Here is a 23211-nt window from a genome sequence, read left to right on the forward strand (position 1 = left end):
CGATTCTGAAAAACGCAGCACTCTCAAGCCAACTGGAGAATGTCATGAGCAAGATCGCAATCATTGGTGCCACCGGCCGTGCCGGTAGCCAACTGCTGGAAGAAGCTCTGCGTCGTGGTCATAGCGTTACCGCTATTGCCCGCGACACCTCAAAGATCGGCGCGCGTGCCGGTGTGGTCAGCAAGAATGTCGATGTGCTGAATGCCGCAGCGCTGCAAGACGCGGTGACCGGTCACGATGTGGTGATCACCGCCGCGCATTTCGCCACCGTGCCAGCGGCGGCGATTGTCGGGCCGGTGAAGCAGGCCGGGGTGAAGCGTTTGCTGGTGGTCGGCGGTGCCGGTTCGCTGTTGCTGCCGGACGATACGCGAGTGATCGACAGTGCGGGTTTCCCGGCGGAGTACAAAGCTGAAGCCAGTGCGGGTGCGGCGTTTCTTGAGGCGTTGCGTCAGGAGCAGGATCTGGACTGGACCTTTCTGTCGCCGTCGGCAGAGTTTGTTGAAGGGGAGCGCAGTGGCAAGTTTCGTGTCGGCCAGGATCACTTGCTGGTGAGCGCTGAAGGGCGTAGCTGGATTACCTTTGCCGATTACGCGATTGCGTTGATCGACGAAGTGGAAACGCCGAAGCATTCGCGTCAGCGGTTTACTGTTGGGTATTGAGTGAAACCTCGCCCCTCACCCCAGCCCTCTCCCGAAGGAGAGGGAGCCGACCGAGGTGTCTGGCGCTGTACATCGACATGAAAAATCCAGTCGATTATGGATTCAAAGGCAATCGTTCAGGTCGCTGAACCTCTTCAATATCCCCCGGTCAGTCCCCTCTCCCTCTGGGAGAGGGCTAGGGTGAGGGGAAAGGCCTCACCGCAAATGTGCCTGCTCAACCAACCAGATCATCAATTCTTCCAGCTGCGGCGAAGGCTCGGTTCCCGCAGGCAACACCACGTAATACGCCAACCCCGTCTTCACCTTCAACTCAAACGGCATCACCAGCCGCCCCGCACGCAGGTCATCACCAATCAACGACCAATCGCCGATCGCCACGCCCGTTCCGTGGGACGCCATCGACATGGCCTGATCCAGCGTTTCGAAATGCTGGCCGCTGCCGATGTTGCTCAGTTGCAGCTCGGCTGCGTTCAACCACACCGACCAATCCTGAATATCGTGAGTGGGGTGCAACAACAGATGCTGTTGCAGATCTGTCGGTGAATTCAGCGCTGGCGAACCCTTGAGCAGCAGCGGCGAGCAGACCGGCGTCAGTTGCTCGTCGAACAGGTGCAAGGCGCCCGGCGAGTTATCGGGTGGCGCGCCGTAGATCACCGCCGCATCGAACTGTTCGCGCTGAAAATCCACGCCGTGTTGCAGCGAAGCGGTGAGTTTCACCGGCACGTCCGGGCGTTCTTTCTGCCATTGCAGCAGGCGCGGCAGCAGCCAGCGCATCACGCAGCTCGGCGCTTTGAGTTGCAGGGTTTCACGCTGCAGGCCGATCTGCTCGGTCGCTTCGCCGATCAGGCCGAAGATTTTTTCCACACGCGGTAGCCATTCCCGTCCCTCGGCGGTCAGCGCCAGGCCACGGGCCATTCGGATGAACAGCGGATAACCGAGATGCGCTTCCAGCCCGGCGATCTGCCGGCTCACCGCGCCTTGGGTGATGTGCAACTGCTCGGCGGCGCGGGTGAAGTTGCAGCACTGCGCCGTGATCAGAAAGGTGTGCAGGGCGGGCAGGGGAGGCAGGCGCTTCATGGGGATCCAAGGTATGACGTGAGGACATGGCTAGTATGACTTTTAATCGATTGTTGCGGCTACCTGCCGACCGTTCAATGAAGCCATGAAGGGCCTTTATGTAGGAGTGAGCCTGATCGCGATAGCGGTGAATCAGTCACCGCAATGGTGAATGAGAAGACGCCATCGCGAGCAGGCTCACTCCTACATAGGAGCCTTGTGTCTTCAGCGAACAAGAAGGGCAATCGACATGGCGACGTGTGGCGAAGTACTGGTCAAGTTACTCGAAGGTTATGGGGTCGAGCAGGTGTTCGGCATTCCCGGGGTGCACACCGTGGAGCTGTATCGCGGGCTGGCGCGTTCGAGCATTCGCCACGTCACGCCTCGGCATGAGCAGGGCGCCGGTTTCATGGCCGACGGCTACGCGCGCACCGCTGGCAAACCGGGCGTGTGTTTCATCATCACCGGCCCGGGCATGACCAACATCACCACCGCCATGGGCCAGGCGTACGCCGATTCGATCCCGATGCTGGTGATCTCCAGTGTGCAATCGCGCAGTCAGTTGGGCGGCGGGCGCGGCAAGCTGCATGAATTGCCGAACCAGAGCGCATTGGTTTCCGGTGTTGCGGCGTTCTCGCACACCTTGATGTCCGCCGCTGAATTGCCGGTGGTGCTGGCGCGTGCGTTTGCGTTGTTCCAGGCTGGCCGTCCACGTCCGGTGCACATCGAAATTCCGTTGGACGTACTGGTCGAAAACGCCGATGACCTGCTTGCCAGCGTGCCGGTCAATATCGACCGCGCCGGTGCGGCGCCAAGTGCGGTCAAACGCATGAGCGATTGGCTTGCCGGGGCCAAGCGCCCGCTGATTCTCGCCGGTGGCGGGGCCATCGACGCAGCGCCGGAAATGACCCGACTTGCCGAGTTGCTCGACGCGCCGGTAGCGCTGACGATCAATGCCAAAGGCATGCTGCCGGGCAATCATCCGCTGCTGATCGGTTCGACCCAGACGCTGGTCGCCACCCGCGCGCTGGTCGCCGATGCTGACGTGGTATTGGCCATCGGCACCGAACTGGCCGAGACCGATTACGACGTCACCTTCGCCGGTGGTTTCGAGATCCCCGGCAAACTGCTGCGCATCGATATCGACGCCGATCAGACCGTGCGCAATTATCCGCCACAGGTGGCGCTGGTGGCCGATGCGCGCAACGCTGCGCAAGCCTTGCTGAACGCGCTGTCGCAGGAAAAACTCGACGAGCGCAGCAGCGATTGGGGCCACGCCCGTGCCGGCAAACTGCGCGCTGAACTGGCCGCGAGCTGGGATGCGCCGACCCTCGCGCAAACGCGTTTCCTCGACACCGTGCTCGATGAATTACCGAACGCGGTGTTCGTCGGCGACTCGACGCAACCGGTGTACACCGGCAACCTCACGTTCAACCCGGATCACCCGCGCCGCTGGTTCAATGCATCGACCGGTTACGGCACTCTCGGCTATGCCTTGCCGGCGGCGATTGGCGCCTGGCTCGGCGGCCAACTCGACCAAGGTGCGCGCCCTCCGGTGGTGTGCCTGATCGGCGATGGCGGCCTGCAATTCACCCTGCCGGAACTGGCCAGCGCCGTCGAAGCACGGGTGCCGGTGATCGTCCTGTTGTGGAATAACCAGGGCTACGAAGAGATCAAAAAGTACATGGTCAACCGCGCCATCGAGCCCGTCGGCGTGGACATCTACACCCCGGATTTCGTCGCTGTGGCCAAGGGGCTCGGCTGCGCGGCCGAAGCGATCAGCAGCATCGAACAATTGCGCAGCGCGTTGCGTAGTGCAAGCGATCGTCAGGGTCCGACCCTGATTGAAATCGATCAGACCCAATGGATGAAGGCGGTGGCGCAATGATCAGTTTCCCAACCACACTTGATGGTCTCTACATCAACGGCCAATGGTCCGCCGGCCGCGAACATCTGCGGGTGATCAACCCGGCCACCGAAGCGCTGCTGACCACGGTCAATGGCGGTGACGAGCACGCGGTCGATCAAGCCGTCGCCGCTGCCAGCGAAGCGTTCAAGAGCTGGTCGCAAACCACTGGGGCCGAGCGTGGCGCGATCCTGCGCAACATCGCCAACGGTGTGCGCAATGGTCGCGAGCACTTGATGAACCTGCAATCGAGCAACAACGGCAAACCGCAGTTCGAAGCGGCCATCGACGTCGATGACGTGATCGCCACGTTCGAGTATTACGCCGAACTCGCCGAAGGCCTCGACGCAAAACAGGACAGCGACGTGCCGCTGCCCAGCGATGATTTCAGCGCACGCCTGCGTCGCGAGCCGTGTGGTGTGGTCGGGTTGATCGTGCCGTGGAATTTCCCGATGGTCACCACGGCATGGAAGCTTGCACCTGCGCTGGCGGCCGGTTGCTGCGTGGTGCTCAAGCCTTCGGAAGTGACGCCGCTGCCGGAGCTGGAACTGGCGGCGATCATCGCGGAGTCGGGGCTGCCGAATGGCGTGTTCAATCTGGTTTGCGGCACGGGTTTGGCAGTCGGTGCGCCGTTGTCGGCGGATCCGCGCATTGCCAAGATTTCCTTTACCGGCAGCAATGCGGTCGGCGTGCAAGTGATGCAGCGTGCGGCGGAAACGGTGAAGGGTGTCAGCCTGGAACTGGGCGGCAAATCCTCGCTGCTGGTGTTGGCGGATGCTGATATCGACTTGGCGGTTGAACTGGCCTGTGGCGGTGCGTTTTTCAACGCCGGGCAGATGTGTTCGGCCACCAGTCGCGTGCTGGTTGCTGAGGAACTGGAGGAGCAATTCCTGACTCGTTTGCAGAAACGTGCGCAGGCCATTCGTGTGGCCGATCCGTTCGATGCAGAGGTGGAAATGGGCGCGCTGGTCAATCAGGCGCAGTATCAGCGAGTGCTTGGGCATATCGATCGTGGCTTGAGCGCGGGTGCGCGATTGATCTGCGGCGGCAATCGTCCGGCGGACCTGCCGCGCGGCTATTTCTTGCAGCCGACAGTGTTTACCGATGTGCCGCTGGACAGCGCGCTGTGGTGTGAAGAAATTTTTGGGCCGGTGCTGTGCGTGCGCAGTTTCAGCAGTGAAGCCGAGGCGGTTGCGCTGGCCAATGACACGCCGTTTGGTTTGGTAGCCAGTGTGGTGACGAACGATGCCGCAGCGGCGGACCGCGTGGCCAATGCCTTGCAGGCGGGGATGGTGTGGATCAATGCGCCGCAAGTAATTTTCCCGCAGGCGGCGTGGGGTGGGTACAAGCAGAGCAGCGTTGGCCGCGAATTGGGGCCATGGGGCCTAGCCGCGTTTCAGGAAATCAAGCATGTGATTCGGGCAGCCTGATCACAGAGGCGTATTGGCTGGCCTGGCCTCATCGCGGGCAAGCCCGCTCCCACAGGTTTATGGTTGTACACAAAATTTATGCACGGCATTGATTCCTGTGGGAGCGGGCTTGCCCGCGATGAGGCCAGCCGCCACACCGTAGCTTCCGAATCAGACCGAAAGCCGCAACCGCGCCAAATCCCTTAACGGCGGTGCACCGAACAATCGACTATATTCGCGGCTGAACTGCGATGGACTTTCATACCCCACCCGATATCCCGCCGCCGAAGCCTCAAGCCCCTCCGCCAACATCAACCGCCGCGCCTCCTGCAAACGCAGCTGCTTCTGATACTGCAACGGGCTCATCGCCGTCATCGCTTTGAAGCGGTGATGCAAGGTCGAGACGCTGAGGTTCACTTCCTTGGCCAGATCATCAATGCGCAATGGCTGTTCAAAGTTGCCGTTCAACCATTTGATCGCCTGGCTGATGCGATGGCTCTGACTGTTGGCAATCGCGATCTCATACAAACGATGGCCCTGCGGGCTGCGCAACAGGCGATAGAGGATCTCCCGGCGAATCAGGGGTGCGAGCATGGCGATGTCTTTCGGCGCATCGAGCAGACGCGCCAGACGCAGCACCGCATCAAGCATCGAACTGTCGATCTGCTCGACATATAAACCACGCCCGGTCGGTCGGGTGGGTACGCCCATCGGGCCGGCGTCGGCGATCAGTGCGGTGATTTCTGTCGGGTCGATATCCAGGCGCACAGCGAGGATCGGATCCTCGGGCGAGACATTGACCACGCGCCCGCTCAGCGGCATCGAAACCGACACCACCAGGTAATTCAACGGGTCGTAATTGAAGAACTCGTCCGCCAGGCGCACCTCTTTACGTCCCTGCGCCATGATGCACAGCGCCGGTTGCGCGAGCACCGGGGCAAAGTCGTGGGATTTTGTGTGGCGCGACATGTACAGCGAACCGATGGCGGTCTCGTAGCTGCCATCGTCGGTGGTGTTGCGGCGGATGATCGCCGCCAGTTCCGCGCGCTGCTTTTCCATGTCAGCGGTGGGTTCGGCTTGAAAACGATCGAATGACGTCATGCACGGCATCCTCGGCAGGGGAGGTGGAATGGAGCAGAGCATATGTTTGTGCAAGCGACAGCGGTAGACACATCCTGCGAAATGCTTGCCTGATTCTGCACAGCGCTATTGCTCAACACCGACGCGACGCCGGACTGTAGGAGCTGCCGAAGGCTGCGATCTTTTGATTGTTGTCTTTAAGGTCAAAAGATCGCAGCCTGCGGCAGCTCCTACAGGGGATGTATGTGAACTCAGGTTCAGACAAGTCTCGCAGGATTGTGCAACGCGGCGGCAGGAATCGACTAACGGCGTCTGGGGCGTGGCCCTTAACCTTTGATCCTGTCGCAGCCCGCCCCCGGCTGCCACGCGACTCCCTGGGAGGGTTGAACATGTCCAAGCAGATTCCCGTCAGTCATATGGCCTTCGTTCGAGCGCGCGCCGGGCGTTCGGCGGAACTCGGTGTGCGCCTGAGCGCGTTGATCGAGCCGTCCCGCGCCGCCCCCGGTTGCCTGAGCTTTGCCTTGCAGCATTCGCAGTGTGATCCCGAGTTGTGGCTGGTCTCCGGGTTCTGGAGCAGTCAGCAAATGATGACCAACTATTTCAACAGCCCGTCGATGCAAATCTTCGCCGAGCTGGTGCAGGAGCTGGTGGTCAACAGCCTCGACTTCCATACCTTCAAGGACGTGTCGGCGGCGCAAGCCCTCAGCCAATGTCCGGCGCCGGTACACAAACTCGTCGGTTGAGGGTTTAATGTCCGGCTTATTTGTCTGAGCCGGGATGTGTGACATGGCACGTAAAGAGTTCGAACACTTCGAAGCAGTCTCCGCAGTCGTCCCCGTCGAATTGGGCGGCAACAAGGGCTATCACGCGGCAATCGCGGTCAAGGCCCTGGTCGATGGCGGTGCACCACGCTTTCATAAACTGCTGAATGATCAGGTCTTCCCCGGCGCCATTGCCGCCGACGAGGCCGCCATCAATGAGCTGGATAACCTCAAAGGCGTCACTGACGACGCCGAGTTGATCTGGTAGACGCGTTACTGGTTGGCGCCCGGACGCCACATCTTGAACAGGGCCTCAGGCCCCAACTGGAAGTAATCCGCCGGCCCGCCGCCGCGCAGAATCGGTTCTGCTGCGGCGGTGTCGTAGATGCCGTCCTTCAACAGCCACTTGGCGATATGCACGGCGACCACTTCGCCGAGGATCAGCCAGCTCGGCACGGTTTCGCCATCGGCACGCTGCAACTGAATGATCTGGGTGACCTTGCATTCGAAGGACACCGGGCTTTCGGCGACCCGTGGCACCGAAATCACTTTTGACGCCACGGTCGTCAACCCTGCCAATTCAAACTCGTTGACCTCGGGCGCAACCATCGCGCAGCTCTGGTTCATCTGCTCGGCCAGCGGGCGGGTAGCGAGGTTCCAGACGAATTCGCCGGTCTGTTCGATGTTGTTCAGGCTGTCTTTGCGCCCGACGCTGGAGAACCCGATGATCGGCGGAATGTAGTTGAAGGCGTTGAAGAAGCTGTACGGAGCGAGGTTCAACTGGCCATTGGCATCCTGCGAGGAAATCCAGCCGATGGGACGCGGGCCGACGATCGCGTTGAACGGATCGTGGGGCAGGCCGTGGCCGTTGGCGGGTTCGTAGAAGTGGATGTCATCGGGCATGGTGGGTGAATTCCTGAGGCTGCGTTTCGGATGCAGCCATAGTGCAAGGACGCCCCGCATATTTCCAGCCAGACGCAAAACCCCGTGTAGGAGTGAGCCTGCTCGCGAAAGCGGTGTGTCAGTTGATAGAAGTTTGACTGACCCACCGCTTTCGCGAGCAGGCTCACTCCTACAAGGGGTTTGTGTGGAACTAAGAAATCTTCATCCCCCAGAAATGACTAAGCCCGGCCAAGGCCGGGCTGTGGAGGAACTGCGCTGTGTTAACTGATGGCAGCAGCAGTGCCGGTTTTATCGAAGCCGTCAGCAGCGACCGTTTTACCCAGATTGGTTTTATCAAAACCATCAGCAGCGTAAGTGCCGGTGTGGCTGGTTTCGATGGCAGCGCTGGCGCCGTTGATGAAGTCGGCGGATTTGGTTTTGTCCGAACCGTCGGCGGCGAAGGTGTTGGCGGCCAGTACGGACAAGGTCAGGGCGAGGATCAGTTTGGTTTTCATGTCGGTTACTCCAGATTCGTTGGCGGGTATGTCTTGCATGGGTTTCATGCTACGCCAACTAAATTGATTAAAAAGCGCAGATTAATGCTAAAAACAATCGATTAACTTGATATTAAGGGCGGCGTGTTTAAATCGCTTTGGTCGTCGGAGCGAGCGTCGCGCAGGTCATCGATCAGGTGATTGCAGAGTGAGGGGGCAGGATTAATTAGTGATTAATCGCTTGGCGGCGGATGTGAGGAATTATTCATGCAGGTCTGCATAACGTGGTGACCCCAATCGCGAGCAGGCTCACTCCTACATTTGGAATGTTTTCCCCTGTAGGAGTGAGCCTGCTCGCGATTGGGCCAGAACAGCCACCATTGCAGTGGCTGTGAACACCTGATCAGTCAGTAACGATGCGCGAATGCTTCTGGGTGTCCTTCATGGTCACATACACCAGCAGCGACACCGCGATGCACGCCGTCACATACCAGTAGTAACCGGTTTCCATGCCGATGCTCTTGAACCACAGCGCGATGTATTCAGCGGTGCCGCCGAAGATCGATACGGTCAATGCATACGGCAGACCGACGCCCAGGGCGCGGATTTCAGTCGGGAACAACTCGGCCTTCACCACGGCGTTGATCGAGGTGTAGCCGCTGACGATGATCAGCGCCGCCATGATCAGGAAGAACGCGCCCCACCAGGTTTGAATGGTGTGCAGGGTCATCAGGATCGGCACGGTGAAGATCGTCCCCAGCACGCCGAAGGCGATCAGGATCGGACGACGGCCGATCTTGTCCGAGAGGCCGCCGATGATCGGCTGCAGGCACATGAACAGGAACAGCGTGGCGGCGGAAATGGTGGTCGAGTCGGAGATGCTCATGCCGACGGTGTTCACCAGATACTTCTGCATGTAAGTGGTGTAGGTGTAGAACGCCAGGGTGCCGCCCATGGTCAGGCCGACCACGGTCAACAGCTCTTTCGGATGGCGCATCAAGGTGCGCATCGCGCTTTCCTTGGACTTCTCCTTCTTGGTGAACGACTCGGTTTCTTCCATGCCGCGACGCAGGTACAACGCAACCACTGCGCACAGTGCGCCGATGGCGAACGGAATACGCCAGCCCCACGCGTACAGCTGTTCGGTGGTCAGCACGTTTTGCAGGACGATCAGTACGCCCAGCGCGATGAGCTGACCGGAAATCAGCGTCACGTACTGGAAGCTGGAGAAGAAGCCGCGACGTTCCTTGGTCGCCATCTCCGAGAGATAGGTCGCCGAGGTGCCGTATTCGCCACCCACCGACAGGCCTTGCAGCAGTCGCGCAAACACCAGCAGGATCGGCGCGCCGATGCCGATGGTTTCGTAGTTCGGGCTGAGGGCGATCAAAAGCGAGCCGAAGCACATCAGGTAGACCGAGGCCATCAGGGCTTTCTTGCGTCCGACCTTGTCGGCGTACAGACCCATCAGCCAGCCACCGATCGGACGCATCAGGAAGCCGACGGCGAAGATCGCGGCAGTGTTCATCAGTTGTGCGGTGGAGGAGCCAGCGGGGAAAAAGGTCTTGGCGAAGTACAGCGAGAAGGCGGCATACACGTACCAGTCGTACCACTCGACCATGTTGCCGACGGAGCCGCTGAAGATCGATTTGATCCGGCTGGCGGTGGTTCTTTCTTTGGCGGGCGCGGCAGCCGACCCAAGAGGCAGGGCGTTGGAGTTATCCATTGAAGGATCCTTCATTTAATTGTTTTTGTGGAGCGCGTTGAAACGCAGCCTGCGGGGGCTATAGCAGGAGCTGTGCCAACGGGGAGAGGGCCGGTTTAGAGGGGGGGATGGGATTGGGTGAGCGAGATATCGCCGAAGGATTTGGTTTGATGAGCGGATTTCCGCTTATTGGGGCGAAGATCAAAAGCCCCTCACCCTAACCCTCTCCCAGGGGGAGAGGGGACTGACCGAGTGGATTGTTCGAGTTACACCGACCTGAAATACCGAGTCGAACTCAGGTTTTGAAAAGCATGGAGATCGGCTCCCTTCCCCCTCGCCCCCTGGGGGGAGAGGGCTGGGGTGAGGGGGAAAGATCTCAGCCACACCGAAAATCCCAAGCCCGCCTCACTCGCTCAGAAACATCTCCCGACTCAACCCATGCCGCTGCAGCTTTTCATTGAACGTGCGGCGCGGCAGTTGCAGTTCTTCAAGCACCGCTTTCACATCACCCTTGTGCCGGGTCAGCGCGGCACGCAAACACTGCGCCTCAAACGCCTCCTGCTGCGCCGCCAGCGATTGTCCCGGATCAATCCCCGGTGCCGGCTCATCCAGCCCCAGCACCTGGCGTTCAGCAACGTTGGCCAGTTCGCGCACGTTGCCCGGCCAGTCGTGGCTGAGCAGATGACTCAACTGTGCGCCGTTGAGCGGCGGAAAGGTCCGGCCCAGGCGTTGGGCGGCACTCTGCGCAAAGGTTTCGAACAACAATGGAATGTCCTCGCGACGATCGCGCAACGGCGGCAAGCGCAGTTCGGCGACGTTCAGGCGATACGCCAGATCCTCGCGAAAACGTCCGGCCCGTGCTTCGTCGAGCAAGTCGGGTTTGGTTGCTGCAACGATGCGCAAGTCGACGCGAATGCTTTGGTTCGAACCCAGGCGTTCAAGCTTCTGCTCCTGCAACACCCGCAGCAATTTCACCTGCTGGGCGAGCGGCATGCTTTCGATTTCATCGAGAAACAGCGTGCCGCCATCGGCGTACTCAAGTTTGCCGATACGCTTGCCGGAGGCGCCGGTGAATGCCCCACTCTCATGTCCGAACAACTCGGCCTCGAACAACTGCTCGGGGATCGCTGCACAGTTCAGCGCCACGAACGGCTTGTCGGCACGCGGGCCGAAATCGTGCAGGCAACGTGCAACCAGCTCTTTGCCGCTGCCGGTTTCGCCACGAATCAACACATTGACCGGCAGCGCCGCCAGATCCAGCACCTGCCGACGCAACGTCTGCAAGCCTCGAGACACGCCGAGCAGGGTCGCATCGAGCTTCGCACGGTGATCCGCCTGTTCGTGCAGCGCGCGATTTTCGAGGACCAGACGTCGTTTATCCAAGGCCCGGCGCAAACTGCCGAGCAGGCTTTCCGGGCTGAACGGCTTTTCGAGGAAGTCGTAGGCGCCGTCGCGCATCGCTTCGACCGCCATCGGTACATCGCCATGGCCGGTGAGGAGGATCACCGGCAGATCGGCATCACGTTTCTGCACTTCGGCCAATAACGCCAGGCCGCCCATGCCGGGCATGCGCACGTCGCTGAGGATCACTCCGGCAAAGTGTACGGGCAGGGCGGCAAGGCATTCTTCTGCGCGACTGAATAGCTGTACGTCGAACCCGGACAGGCTCAACCACTGTTCAACGGCGCTGCGAATGCTGCTTTCATCATCGACCAGCATTACCGAATTGAGCATCAGATGTGTGCCTCCAGATCGATCGGCAGAGTCAGGCTGAACACTGCGCCGCTGTCGTCATTCTCGGCGCTCAAACGACCGCCGGATTCATGCACGATGGCGAAGGATACTGCCAGCCCGAGGCCAAGGCCGTCACCCACAGGTTTGGTCGTGAAGAATGGATCGAAAACCTGGCCAAGATGTTCTTCGGCGATACCGCCGCCATTGTCGCTCACGCTCAGGTGCCACAATTGCTGATCGGCCTCCAGGCGGATTTGCAGACGCTTGCAGGGTTTGCCCTGCATCGCATCGAGGGCGTTGCGCAGCAGATTGATCAGTACCTGTTCGAGGCGAATCGCATCGCCACGCACCCAGGCCGGACGCGTCAGATGCAGCACCAGACTGACCTGTTCGTCGCGCAGTCGCGCATCCAGCAACTGCAGGGACTGATCGACCACCGTCGCCAGATCCAGCCGCTCACGCAAACCGCTGGGGCTTTTGCGCGCGAAGGTCTTGAGGTGGCCGGTCAGGGCCGCCATGCGCGTGAGCATTTCGTCGACCGGTTTCAAAGCTTTATAGGCATCGTCGACGCGACCATGGTCGAGCAGCAGGCGCAATGTCGCCAGTTGCATGCGCTGAGCGGTCAGTGGCTGATTGATTTCGTGAGCCAGCGCGGCCGACATCTGCCCGAGCGCGGCGAGTTTCGCCGACTGCACCAGACCATCCTGTGCCGTGCGCAGGTCGCGGGTACGTTCTTCCACCAACTGTTCCAGTTCTTCGCGGTTGCGCTGGCGGATCTTCGACAGGCGCCAGCGCTGGTTGAGAAACAGCAGCAGAAACACCAGCGCCAGCCACACTCCGGCGGCGGCAAGGCCGGCGTTGCGCAGATCTTCGAAGGCCACTTGCGGGTGGCGCAGCAGGTGCAGGGTCCAGCCTTCGGCGGTGAGCGGCATCGATTCCCATAGATAGTCTGCTGTGCCCTCGGGGCCCTCGACGCGGCGCAGATCGCTGTTGTCGTCGAAGCTGCGCAGCGACAAATGGGTCAAGGGTTGCAGTGATTGTTTGTCGTACTGTCGCGTGGCCTTGATCTCGGCCATGTCGCTGGCGCTCAGCGGCCGCAACGCGCGATAGCGCCAGCCGGGCTGGTTGGCGATGAAGATGATCCCGCGCGCATCGCTGACCAGCAGCGTGTCGTTACCCTGGCTCCACTCCCGCTCCAGTTCCGGGAACTCCAGCTTGACCACCATGGCTCCGAGGAACTCGTCGTTGTCGCCGAGTACCGCGCTGGACAAAAAGTAGCCGGGAATGCCACTGGTTACGCCCACCGCATAAAAACGGCCGGTGCCCTGGGTGCGAGTCTGGCTGAAGTAGGGGCGGAAACCGTAGTTGTGGCCGACGTAGCTGCTGGGCAAGCGCCAGTTGCTCGCGGCCACGGCGAGGCCGGTGTGATCGAGCAGTTCAAGAGTCGACGACTGCGCCGCACCGTTGATCTTTTCCAGTTTCAGGTTAAGCGTGGTCTGTTCTTCTGCATCGACCGGGCCGGCCAGTGCCGAGCGCAATTGCGGATCCAGGGCCAGCACGGCGGGCAGCGCACGGTAGCGATCGATCAGGGTGTGCAGGGAATTGGCATACAACGCCAGTTGCTGGTTGGCGCGGGCCGCGTCTTCCTCCAACGCCTGACGTTCGGCGTGGCGGATCGCAAGCGTTGCGGCAAGCGCCGCACCGGCGACAATCAGCAGTGTGTACAACGACAGACGCAGGGTACGGGAAGTCGGCAGCATGCTGGGCTAATGGATAAAGGGACGGGCCGGCACGATAGCATGGGGCCGGCGATCCTTCCCGAATGACTCGTTAGCCGATCAGACCTGAGCGAATTTTCGCGAGTGGGAACGCAGCATCGTTCGCGCGTAGGTCAGTTCGCTGATCACCGAGCGAGTCGCCTGGGTCAGGCTTTCGACCGAATCGCCAGCGCTCTCGCCGAAGAAACTGAAGGTGTTCATGGCGCTGACGCCTGTCGTGGCAAATTGCGAGGTAATCTCGGCCAGATTGCTATTCAACGCGCCGATCAGGTTTGTCAGGTTACGATCGCCCTTGGCGATTTTCTCTGCCGAAAGTTCACCACTGCCCCCTGCCATTTCATGGAATATTTCCACGGCGCCGAGCACGGTACTGGCAGTCGCGCTGATTTCACTCGCTGCGTTGGGCGCTAATGATTTGGCTGCCAGACCGATGGCCGTGCCAGTTGCTTCCTTGAGGCCCTTCAATCCGCCTTTTCGAGTGTCGGGCAGCATTTTCGAATATTTCTGCTGGATGTAATCGATGGCTGACATGGTTTTGTATTCGGCTTTCAGGATGATTTTTTCCATCGATACGCGGCTGGCCTTGAACTTGATCGAGGCACTGGCTCCGGTGCGTTCCGCCGCATAATCCCATAGGGCACTGACGATTTTTTTCGCGCCGAATCCCATGGCGATCCCCACCACATTTCCCGCCCCCGGAGCGACAGCCCCCAAGGCCTGGGCGCCGATGCCGACGGCAATTCCGGCACCATAGGAAACGACTTGTCCGGTGAGGTGTACAGCGCCCCGACGCAAGGACGAAACCGCGAAGTCGGCGCTCGAGCGGTGATTGAGAATCTGCTGTTGCGCATCGACGCCACGCCGCAGCGAGATGGCGAGGATATTCAGGTGTCGATCGATCGCTTTTGAAAGTGATTGTCTGGCCCGGCCGGGGGCGTTGCGCTGGCGCCGGCGTTCATCGCCTTCGAGACTCGAGGCGGCCATTTTGCGCAGCCCTTCATCCAGTGCCGCCTTGCTTGGCCACCTGTTGGTTCCTTCAAGGTCAATGTTGCCGATCGGATCGTTGCCCACGAACGCATAAAAATTCAGTCCGTCGACATCTCCCGCCGGGTCGGCACTGATCCAGCGCTGCAGCCAGGGGGCGTAATAGCGCCTGCCGTAGTAATACAGGCCGCTGACGTCCATTTCCTTGCCGCTGTAGCGCACAGTCTTGTAGTCCACCAGCGTGCTTGAAACGGGTAGCCAAAGCGCCGTACCGCCGAACGGATAGTAGGTTTCGCGGCTGATGAGCCGGCCGAGTTGGTCAACCTCGATCATGCTTGAACCGAGATGATCGTCGAGGCTGTAACGCAGCTGATTGTTTTCGACACTGGCGGGAGGTTTTTCCCGCCAGTGCAGACAGCGCACGTTGCCGGGCAGGGAAATGACATGCAGTTCTTCGCCGTTATCGCGGGTACGAATTTCCAGGCCTGGCAGGTAACGCACCTGAAGATAATGCGTTGCACGGGCGGTATGGGTTTCGTGGCGTTTGCCGACGCGCTCGCCCTGACTGTAGACATAGACTTCACAATCATCCGCCAGTCCATTGGCATGTTCGAGCAGTGTCACCTGGCATAACTGGTCTTGCGTGTTCCAGAGCAGAGCTGCACCGTGCTGGAGTTTTCGCTGGTTGCCGTGGGCGTCGAAAAACGTGGCGAAATCGGGGGGTGGATCTGCTTCTTTCCAACGCAGGGCACGGTTGCTCGCAGGATCGATGAGCATCTGCCGCGTGTAGCCGCCGACTTCGCGCGCGTGCACCAGTCGAGTCAGGTTATTGCCTTGATCGTAATCAAAGTGCTGGGTGTAATTGCGCAGGTTTTGCGGGTCGCTTGGCAGCGGACGACCGGGCAGTTCGCTGGCCGGGGAGGCATCATGGCCGCTGGCGCGGATCAAGCGGTAGAGGGAGTCATATTCGAAATGCCGCTCGCCGTCGATGAGTTGGTTGGCGAAGTACACGGGCTGAAAGGTCAGATCCTTGATGTGCAATACGTTTCCGGCAGGGTCATAGGCATACGCCAGATGTTGCCGCGCAGCCTGTCCGGGAATCGAAGCGTGTGAGCGGTTCAGCCGTCCATCGCGCGGGTCGTAATGCCAGCAACTGAGCATGTCACTGGCGGCGCGCTGTTCGATGAGCTGTCCGGCCGCGTTGTACTGCATATCCAGCCAGACTGGCTGCAGCTCGCTTTCACCGTGGCGCAAAAGCGTCACCTGCCTGAGGTACCCGGCAAGGTCATAGTGCAGGTTTTGTCGATGACCACCGGCATCGGTTTGCGTCAGTGTCTGGTTCAGTGGGCCGTAAGTCTCTGCGCTGCAATACCCGATGCCATCGTCGAAGGTCCTGATCTGCACCTGCGGTTGGCCGAGCAGACTGAAACTCGGCCAGGTCGACAGGCCGCAAGGTTCCTGCAATGTCAGCAATTGCCCACGCAGATTATGTGCGGCGTTGGCGTTGTGATCGCCATAGGTGAATTGTTCACGTTGGATTTTTCCGTTCTCGATCACTTCAACCGGCCGCAGCAACGCGTCGTAGCGGTAGCGCCAGTGGTTGCCGCGCTGATCCCAGCTTTGCAGTACTTCATCTGCCAGCCCGGGAAGGCTCACGCGCCAGCCGGCATCGACGCTGTCGATTTTCAGCGGGCTGCCGGCCAGCCCATGAACGGTGTGGATGTTGGCTTTCGACGCGATGCCGAACAGACGCGGATCCCACTGTGCCGATATCCGTGAGTTGAGGTCATGCACTTGGCGAGTGATGAGCGATTGACTGGTTTTGCCTGCCGCAGTGCGCAAGTACTCCACGATACGCACTGGCAAGCCGCGGTTGTCGATGACGTGCAATCGCGGAGTACGCCAGTGGGGGCTGGCGCTCATGTCAGACGTCCCATGCCCGGCGGGCATCAGCACTGTGCAAGTCATTTGCCCCGATACCGATTACGAATGGCGGGGACTTTCGTCTGATACAGGCTCAGCAGATCTCGAGCGCCCCCAACGCTATCGCGGGCGTTTCCCGCAATCCGCGCCGCGTCAGACTGGCGTAATGTTCTCGCCTTTGCCGTGCCGACCCGGTTCAGTGCCAGATCGATCATGTAGTCGCGCATTGCGTGTTGTTCATCGTAAAACTCGTTGATCCCCAATTCGGCAAACGCGGTGTTGGTGGTTACGGTCAATCGCGTGACCATCGCATCGAGTTCATCAAGGGTGCTGCGGATTTTCGCCAGTTTCAGCGATGACAAGCCTTCCTCGGCCTCATTGAAGTTGAGCTGTCCGGCAACGTCGTAACGCAGTTGCGTGCTTCGCCAATGGTTGCCGCGCTCATCCCAACGCTCAAGTGCCTCACCGGCCAGCCCGGGCAATGTCAGGCGCCTGCCAGCATCGACGCTTCGGACATCGAGCGGTTCGCCATTCAAGTCATGCTGGCGACGCGAAACCAGCACTTCGGCCGTGTCACCGGCAAACGTACGCAAGTAAGCAATCTGTCGCACCGGCAAGCCGCAGCCATCACTGACGATGAGTGATGGCGTACGCCAGGCGACACTGGCGATCATGCGTCCGACCCGTCGGTGTCGTTGAAGTCTTCACTGGTCTGATACCAGGGATGATAGGTCTCACGGGAAAAATCGCCCTTGGCATTGATCAGTTTGACCGGCCGGCCCATGGGGTCATAGAACTGCTGATCGAAATAGCCGTGCTCGCGCAGGGAAACATCGTTGACGTAGCCATGGCTATCGGCAAAGAACGGCCGGAATTGCCGCACTGCCAGGCCTTTGTTGTTGTATTCGACCCGTTCGCTGATGCGCCAGCGCGACTCGGCAAAGACCTCGCGCAGCTCACCGCGATCAAGTGTCAGCGCGCCCTCGTCGGTCACCTCATACGCCTGGCCAGGAGCGACAAGCTGCTGGGTTTGCAGCGCACGGCCGAAACCGTCCACACAAGCCTTGATGATCTGTATCTGTGCCGGGACGTCGTCATGGGGATAGCGGTCGGCACTCAGCAAAACGCTGTGCACCGGTTCACGGCGAGCACTGGCAACGAGCTGGCTCAAGACTTGTTCTGCGCGGGAAAGGCCTGCGCCGTGTTGCAGGCGCTGGCGCGCGCTGGCACGAATATGTCCACTGGGCAGAATGTAACCTTGCGCAATCCATTGGCTTGCCTCTTCTGTATCAGGCGGGAGCTGGCCCATCCAGCTGAACAGATCCTTGCGCAAAGTGCTGGCGGCTTTTTGCACGGCCGCCGCCGGGTTCTCGATTGCTGCGTCCGGGCGATAATCCACCGGGCGCTGGTATTCGCTCAGGGAATGGAAACCAACGGCAATGCCGTTTTCGGTGCCGTGAAAACTGGTGGCCAGCGGTTGGCCGAACGGTTCGTAAAGCGCTTCCTGAAGGTTTTCATTGGCATCGACGATGCAGGTTGGCTGTAACGCGTGATAGTCATAGATGATCCGGGTCGTGCACTTGTCCGGCAGTTCGACGCGGTTGATTGCCAGGCAGTAGTCATCATATTGCGCCGTCGTCCAGCCGTGGCTGAGGGTTTCACGGTACTTGAGGACTTTATAGAAACTGTCGGGACCTGCGTATTGCGCGTAGCCGTAATGCGAGGACCAGAGATTCTCTTCTGCCTCCGGCAGGGGCGCAGGTTCGAACAGGGGCGTCATCGCCGTGTAGCCGATTTCCTTCAACGCCGCCCGAATGTCGAAGTCTGGCAGATCGCCGTAAGCGTCCAGGGCGGTCCTGTCCATCTGTGCCAGTTCCAGCGGCGCGACCAGCGCTTCGAAATCACTCTGCCCCTCGGGCAGCGGCGACATGTCTGCACTCTTGAGATAACGCTGTATTGACTGCATCGTCAGTACTCGCCCGGTATTCCAGTGGACTGAGTCCAGATGCGCGTTCAACGCCTCGTAACCGATCTGTTGCGGGTTCAGGCCTGTGGGGAGCTCCCCTTTGGGCAATACCAGGGCATTGTTGCGTTGCTGCCACGGCATCCCCAACCGCCATTGCTGCGGGTTTGCATCGAGGTCGATGTAGCGTGCGCGGGCCTCGCTCAGGTAGTAAGACTGCTGGGCCTGATCATGCGCATCGAGCCACCATTGCTGTTCATCCGGGTCAGTAAAGGGCGGCGTATCCGTCGGGTCGCGGCGGCGTGCATAACTGACCGTGAGAGCATGAGTCGGCAGGCCGTAACGGTTACGACGCAAGGTGATCTCGTGCCGGCATTGTGGGTCGTTGATGAAGCGATCGTAGGCATAACTGATGTGTTCCAGTGCCAGTGGCAACAGCACGGCTGCGGGATCATGCTCACCTCGGGGGCGTACTTCACGCACCAGATAGCGATGCTCCTGGACTGTATATGGCAGGAGCGAATCATCGTCGGCGGCATAGGTTTCGCTGCGGATGATCGACCCCGCCAGTGCCCGGGCAATTTCATATTCGGTATCGGCGTCGGGCGGGGTCACCGCCTCATCGTATTCATCGCCGTGGTGATAGCGGCTGTACAAGGTGCCACCCAGTGCCACGGCCTCGGAATCTTCCGTGAAGTAGCCTTCGCGGGGTGCGGTCATGGATTGCCCGGTGTGAAACCAGGTACACACCCGGACCGGTGCGGTGAAGCCGACCTCATCATTTCCCGTCGCGCTTTCGCTGTCGGTGTGCTGGATCCGGCCGAAGCCGCGAAACTCGCGCTCCCGACCGTCATAGACGCCGTGACGGTATTCGGTCATTTGCATTGTGCGGTTGCCGGTGACCTCGTCTTCCTGCAATTGCTGACTGACCACCTGCACGGGAAAAGGCAGGTAGCAGGCAGGAGCGACAAGCGGTTGTTTTGCCAGTCGTTCGCTTTTTTCATCAAGCCATGCCTGTGCGGAACTGCGATAGCTGACACGAGTGCTGCAGCCCATGTTGTTATTGGTGGCATTGAGCAGATAAGGCTTGGCTGCGACAAAGTCATAACGCCAGTGCTGCGGTTCAATGTGCGTAACGCTCAGAATCAGACTGGCGCAGCCCAGGCCCTGTGCATCAGCCAGCGTCACTCGGGACAACGGGTCGTAACGAATGCCTTCCGGCCACGGAACAATCACCGGTGTTTGCTCCAGGCCATTACCACCGTGATTGCGGTAAATCTCGAAAGCGTCGGATTTCAGGTAGATCAGAGCCGGTGCGCCAGACCCGTCGAGATCGGCTATTCGCACCTGCGCCGCATTGAACCCGGCATACGTAAAGGGCAGGGCGCTGATCACCTGGCCTTTGCCGAACTTGCCGTGTCCAAGGTTGGGCCAGCATTTGATTTCGTTGTAGCGAATCCGGCACAGCTCGCTCATGTCACTGCCGAGCATGTTGCCCAGAAACACCAGCTCCGTGGCTGAGTTACTGAACACTGGCAGACGGTCGTCATCGATTTCATGGGCGACGTCTTCGGCACGGGCAAAGCCGTCCTCACGTTGATTGGCATACAGGCGCACGGCGCGTGGGCCTATCAGCGCCAGTGAGCTGAGTCCGTCGCCGACCAGATCGCCCAACTGCGCAAGGGTATGGGTAAGCTCCACTGGCACCGTTGTGAATGTGCTGAACGGCGCCCATTTGCGCTCGGCGCTCAATGTGAAAAAGCCGCTGTTGCCCGGTTGCGCGCTGATCCAGTCCAGACGTCCATCACCGGTCAGATCGGTCAGCCATTGCTGCACCGGCTGCCTGCGATTGGCGACAGGCACTGCCGGCAGCGCTGTCCAAGGGCCGTAATCGATGGCTTCCGGGCTTGACTCGCCGCGTTGTGGTTCGCGGTAGTACCAGCACTGGTCAAACCGTGCGAGAAACCCCGGAACGCCTTCGCCGTACAGGTCGACACATTGATAGTTAGCGCCATCATCGATGCCAGGCATGGTGTCCGTTGCAAACAGGCGTGTCGCGGTCTTGTTGATCTCGAACGCTGTGTAATCGAATTCGACCGGTGGGGTATTTTCCACTCTGCCATCGGCATCCCAGGCCTGATAGTGAGCGGCGCTGATCTGGCTGTAGGTCCATCCCGGCTCGACGTTGCGGTACTCCAGCAACAAGCGTCGGACGAGTGTCGGGGGGGAACCGGTTTCTTGCGTGAAGTGATGAAACATCAGCACTTGTTGGCAAGTCCTGCGGGTGCCGATTTCAAATCCCTGGCCGTATGTCGAGAACGGATCACCGCGTTGCAGCCAGGGTTGCAATTCGATGCCGTCATACACGGGTTTTTCGCTCAGGTCGCGACTGCGCTCGCCGTAATCGAACAACAGGTGAAAATGCCAGTGCAAGTCAGCAGGATTGTCGTTGCTCCACGCGTACAAGTCTGCACTGGCGCTGGCGTTACCGTAGAACACCCGGTGCAGATAGCGCTGGGCGCGGTAGTCATGCACTGGGTCGGCGTTATCATCGTCGCTCAGGTATTCAAAGCAGATGTGCTCGCCGCGCGCATTCATGCTTTCGCAGAGTAACCAACTGCTGACTCGCAGTGCTTTGTCGGGGGCCGGGTCCGGGTCCGCACGGCGGCTGGCCGCGGTTTTTCCATAAACATGCAATGAGCCGTCAGCGCCGTGTATCAACCAGAACGGCGGCAGATCTGGATCCGCTTGCCAGCGTTCGCGCAGAGCGAAGTCACTTTCGACCCGAGGCCAGTAACGCACGACCGTGTGCGGGCCGACGTCGACCCCGTTGTAACTCGACTCGGTGCGCGACTTCAGTTCGCCTGCAGCGTCCAGTTCGGGCATCCACACTTCGCCGTCGTGACCGATGATTTCGTCGTGATCGGTATAACGCGGCACACCTTTATGGGTACGACGGCTGATCTGGCCAATGCCCATATTCCAGCCGATACCGAAGGGGCCGTTACCGGCCTGGCTGCTGTAGGTCAATGACAGTTGTGGGTCCCAACCACGCCCGGCGGACGCAGGGATAGGCAGCTCAAACGACGCCGCACCGGTCGGACCTACCGCGCCCCAGCTTTTTCCGATGGTGGCGATCGTCGAACTCTTCTCGATCGATGGGGTAACGATGCTCAACTCTTGATCGGCCATGATCTGATCCAATGCACAATGCGGGGGCGCAGGTGGATAGACGCTATCAAGATAAGGGGAGTTGGTAACCTGTCAGATCTGACAGGTGCTTTATGCTGGGATCTATGAATTCCAGCAGCATTGATTGGCGGTTTTTTTGCCGATGCGAATACAAAAAAGGCCAGCCTGTCGCGTGACAGGCTGGCCTCTCAAAACGGCGAAACGCTTACTGCACTTCTACCGCCAGGCTTTCGCTGATCTTCTGTTGCCAGATCGCAGGACCGGTGATGTGCACCGACTCACCTTTGCTGTCCACCGCAACGGTGACCGGCATGTCCTTGACCTCGAACTCGTAGATCGCTTCCATGCCCAGTTCGGCAAACGCCAGCACTTGCGACTTCTTGATCGCTTGAGCCACCAGGTAAGCAGCGCCGCCGACAGCCATCAGGTACACGGCTTTGTTGTCCTTGATCGCTTCGATCGCGGTCGGGCCGCGCTCGGACTTGCCGATCATGCCCAACAGGCCGGTCTGCTCAAGGATCTGCCGGGTGAACTTGTCCATCCGCGTTGCGGTGGTCGGGCCAGCCGGGCCAACCACTTCGTCACCGACCGGATCAACCGGGCCGACGTAGTAGATGAAGCGGCCTTTCAGATCCACTGGCAGGGTTTCACCCTTGTTGAGCATCTCGACCATGCGCTTGTGCGCGGCGTCGCGACCGGTGAGCATTTTGCCGTTGAGCAGGACGGTTTCGCCCGGCTTCCAGCTCTGCACGTCTTCCGGGGTCAGGGTGTCGAGATTAACGCGACGGGCCGAAGGGCCGGCTTCCCAGACGATTTCCGGGTAGGCGTCCAGCGGTGGCGCTTCCAGCGAGGCTGGACCTGTACCGTCGAGCACGAAGTGCGCGTGACGGGTGGCAGCGCAGTTCGGGATCATGCACACCGGCAGCGAGGCGGCGTGGGTCGGGTAGTCCATGATTTTCACGTCGAGCACGGTGGTCAGGCCACCGAGGCCCTGGGCGCCGATGCCCAACTGGTTGACCTTCTCGAACAGCTCCAGACGCATTTCTTCGATGCGGTTCTGTGGGCCACGGGCTTTCAGCTCGTGGATGTCGATGGATTCCATCAACACTTCCTTGGCCATCACAGCGGCTTTCTCGGCGGTGCCGCCGATGCCGATGCCGAGCATGCCCGGTGGGCACCAGCCGGCGCCCATGGTCGGAACGGTCTTCAATACCCAGTCAACGATCGAGTCGGACGGGTTGAGCATGGCCATTTTCGACTTGTTCTCGGAACCGCCGCCCTTGGCCGCCACGTCCACTTCCACGGTGTTGCCCGGGACGATGGAGTAGTGAATCACGGCAGGGGTGTTGTCCTTGGTGTTTTTCCGAGCGCCCGCCGGGTCGGCGAGGATCGAGGCACGCAGGACGTTTTCCGGCAGGTTGTAGGCGCGACGCACGCCTTCGTTGATCATGTCGTCCAGGCCCATGGTGGCGCCATCCCAACGCACGTCCATGCCGACGCGCACGAACACGGTGACGATACCGGTGTCCTGGCAGATCGGGCGGTGGCCGGTAGCGCACATGCGCGAGTTGATCAGGATTTGCGCCATCGAGTCACGGGCCGCTGGCGATTCTTCGCGCAGGTAGGCTTCGTGCATCGCCTGGATGAAATCCACGGGGTGGTAGTAGGACATGAACTGCAGGGCGTCG

The 23211-nt window shown here is 60.2% G+C and carries 15 protein-coding genes and 1 pseudogene; 5 read left to right on the top strand and 11 right to left on the bottom strand.

Annotated features, from left to right (window positions below):
* Positions 1–44: 44 nt before the first annotated feature.
* Positions 45–659, top strand: coding sequence for an NAD(P)-dependent oxidoreductase (locus tag ACIPIZ_RS17215; RefSeq protein ID WP_122854024.1), 615 nt, complete (start codon positions 45–47; stop codon positions 657–659).
* 195 nt (positions 660–854) lie between these two features.
* On the opposite strand, the gene ACIPIZ_RS17220 is transcribed toward ACIPIZ_RS17215, so the two are convergent.
* The gene (locus ACIPIZ_RS17220; RefSeq protein WP_401166251.1) at positions 855–1736 is read right to left on the bottom strand and encodes a LysR substrate-binding domain-containing protein; all 882 of its coding nucleotides are present in this window, start codon (positions 1734–1736) and stop codon (positions 855–857) included.
* A 229-nt stretch (positions 1737–1965) separates the two neighbouring features.
* On the opposite strand from ACIPIZ_RS17220, the gene ACIPIZ_RS17225 reads away from it, so the two are divergent.
* Positions 1966–3603 (top strand): 5-guanidino-2-oxopentanoate decarboxylase, encoded by a 1638-nt coding sequence (locus ACIPIZ_RS17225; protein ID WP_401166254.1) that lies wholly within the window; start codon positions 1966–1968, stop codon positions 3601–3603.
* Complete coding sequence (locus ACIPIZ_RS17230) at positions 3603–5051, top strand: aldehyde dehydrogenase family protein (protein ID WP_401166334.1); 1449 nt, start codon at positions 3603–3605, stop codon at positions 5049–5051. Before ACIPIZ_RS17225 ends, ACIPIZ_RS17230 begins: the two co-directional genes overlap by 1 nt.
* Before the next feature lie 150 nt (positions 5052–5201).
* Here the strand turns inward: ACIPIZ_RS17230 and ACIPIZ_RS17235 are convergent, their stop codons facing one another.
* Positions 5202–6131: an AraC family transcriptional regulator gene (locus tag ACIPIZ_RS17235; RefSeq protein WP_064391870.1), complete on the bottom strand. Its 930-nt coding sequence runs from the start codon at positions 6129–6131 to the stop codon at positions 5202–5204.
* Positions 6132–6499: 368 nt separating this feature from the next.
* Between ACIPIZ_RS17235 and ACIPIZ_RS17240 the strand changes: the two genes are divergently transcribed.
* Positions 6500–6853, top strand: coding sequence for a putative quinol monooxygenase (locus tag ACIPIZ_RS17240; protein WP_401166257.1), 354 nt, complete (start codon positions 6500–6502; stop codon positions 6851–6853).
* Between the two features lie 43 nt (positions 6854–6896).
* Entirely contained in the window at positions 6897–7139 is a 243-nt protein-coding gene (locus tag ACIPIZ_RS17245; RefSeq protein WP_016985292.1) for a hypothetical protein, read from the top strand.
* A gap of 5 nt (positions 7140–7144) precedes the next feature.
* Here the strand turns inward: ACIPIZ_RS17245 and ACIPIZ_RS17250 are convergent, their stop codons facing one another.
* The 9 genes and pseudogenes from ACIPIZ_RS17250 to ACIPIZ_RS17290 all read right to left on the bottom strand — a co-directional run.
* Positions 7145–7774, bottom strand: a complete 630-nt coding sequence (locus ACIPIZ_RS17250; RefSeq protein WP_064391867.1) for a flavin reductase family protein — start codon at positions 7772–7774, stop codon at positions 7145–7147.
* Positions 7775–8034: 260 nt separating this feature from the next.
* Positions 8035–8268 carry a hypothetical protein gene (locus ACIPIZ_RS17255; RefSeq protein ID WP_122662905.1) on the bottom strand — a complete coding sequence of 78 codons (234 nt, stop codon included), beginning with the start codon at positions 8266–8268 and terminating at the stop codon, positions 8035–8037.
* Positions 8269–8650: 382 nt separating this feature from the next.
* On the bottom strand, positions 8651–9970 hold the full coding sequence (locus ACIPIZ_RS17260) for an MFS transporter (RefSeq protein ID WP_064391862.1): 1320 nt from the start codon (positions 9968–9970) through the stop codon (positions 8651–8653).
* Positions 9971–10354: 384 nt separating this feature from the next.
* Positions 10355–11683: a sigma-54 dependent transcriptional regulator gene (locus ACIPIZ_RS17265; RefSeq protein WP_064391860.1), complete on the bottom strand. Its 1329-nt coding sequence runs from the start codon at positions 11681–11683 to the stop codon at positions 10355–10357.
* Positions 11683–13443 carry an ATP-binding protein gene (locus ACIPIZ_RS17270; RefSeq protein WP_122854018.1) on the bottom strand — a complete coding sequence of 587 codons (1761 nt, stop codon included), beginning with the start codon at positions 13441–13443 and terminating at the stop codon, positions 11683–11685. Before ACIPIZ_RS17270 ends, ACIPIZ_RS17265 begins: the two co-directional genes overlap by 1 nt.
* Before the next feature lie 78 nt (positions 13444–13521).
* Entirely contained in the window at positions 13522–16368 is a 2847-nt protein-coding gene (locus ACIPIZ_RS17275) for an RHS repeat-associated core domain-containing protein (protein ID WP_122662903.1), read from the bottom strand.
* A 41-nt stretch (positions 16369–16409) separates the two neighbouring features.
* The gene (locus ACIPIZ_RS17280; RefSeq protein WP_401166264.1) at positions 16410–17042 is read right to left on the bottom strand and encodes a hypothetical protein; all 633 of its coding nucleotides are present in this window, start codon (positions 17040–17042) and stop codon (positions 16410–16412) included.
* Positions 17039–21523 (bottom strand): SpvB/TcaC N-terminal domain-containing protein, encoded by a 4485-nt coding sequence (locus ACIPIZ_RS17285; protein WP_401166266.1) that lies wholly within the window; start codon positions 21521–21523, stop codon positions 17039–17041. Before ACIPIZ_RS17285 ends, ACIPIZ_RS17280 begins: the two co-directional genes overlap by 4 nt.
* Positions 21524–21728: 205 nt before the next feature.
* A pseudogene (locus tag ACIPIZ_RS17290) lies at positions 21729–23211 on the bottom strand (fumarate hydratase); the annotation flags it as partial.

The sequence above is a fragment of the Pseudomonas sp. NPDC087690 genome (genome assembly GCF_044743175.1).
In the GTDB taxonomy this organism is placed as follows: Bacteria; Pseudomonadota; Gammaproteobacteria; order Pseudomonadales; family Pseudomonadaceae; genus Aquipseudomonas.

Excerpts from the sequence above, each read along its gene's own strand:
- ACIPIZ_RS17215 (WP_122854024.1), top strand. The coding sequence starts at position 45 with ATGAGCAAGATCGCAATCATTGGTGCCACCGGCCGTGCCGGTAGCCAA.
- ACIPIZ_RS17220 (WP_401166251.1), bottom strand. The coding sequence starts at position 1,736 with ATGAAGCGCCTGCCTCCCCTGCCCGCCCTGCACACCTTTCTGATCACG.
- ACIPIZ_RS17225 (WP_401166254.1), top strand. The coding sequence starts at position 1,966 with ATGGCGACGTGTGGCGAAGTACTGGTCAAGTTACTCGAAGGTTATGGG.
- ACIPIZ_RS17235 (WP_064391870.1), bottom strand. The coding sequence starts at position 6,131 with ATGACGTCATTCGATCGTTTTCAAGCCGAACCCACCGCTGACATGGAA.
- ACIPIZ_RS17240 (WP_401166257.1), top strand. The coding sequence starts at position 6,500 with ATGTCCAAGCAGATTCCCGTCAGTCATATGGCCTTCGTTCGAGCGCGC.
- ACIPIZ_RS17245 (WP_016985292.1), top strand. The coding sequence starts at position 6,897 with ATGGCACGTAAAGAGTTCGAACACTTCGAAGCAGTCTCCGCAGTCGTC.
- ACIPIZ_RS17250 (WP_064391867.1), bottom strand. The coding sequence starts at position 7,774 with ATGCCCGATGACATCCACTTCTACGAACCCGCCAACGGCCACGGCCTG.
- ACIPIZ_RS17255 (WP_122662905.1), bottom strand. The coding sequence starts at position 8,268 with ATGAAAACCAAACTGATCCTCGCCCTGACCTTGTCCGTACTGGCCGCC.
- ACIPIZ_RS17260 (WP_064391862.1), bottom strand. The coding sequence starts at position 9,970 with ATGGATAACTCCAACGCCCTGCCTCTTGGGTCGGCTGCCGCGCCCGCC.
- ACIPIZ_RS17265 (WP_064391860.1), bottom strand. The coding sequence starts at position 11,683 with ATGCTCAATTCGGTAATGCTGGTCGATGATGAAAGCAGCATTCGCAGC.
- ACIPIZ_RS17270 (WP_122854018.1), bottom strand. The coding sequence starts at position 13,443 with ATGCTGCCGACTTCCCGTACCCTGCGTCTGTCGTTGTACACACTGCTG.
- ACIPIZ_RS17275 (WP_122662903.1), bottom strand. The coding sequence starts at position 16,368 with ATGAGCGCCAGCCCCCACTGGCGTACTCCGCGATTGCACGTCATCGAC.
- ACIPIZ_RS17280 (WP_401166264.1), bottom strand. The coding sequence starts at position 17,042 with ATGATCGCCAGTGTCGCCTGGCGTACGCCATCACTCATCGTCAGTGAT.
- ACIPIZ_RS17285 (WP_401166266.1), bottom strand. The coding sequence starts at position 21,523 with ATGGCCGATCAAGAGTTGAGCATCGTTACCCCATCGATCGAGAAGAGT.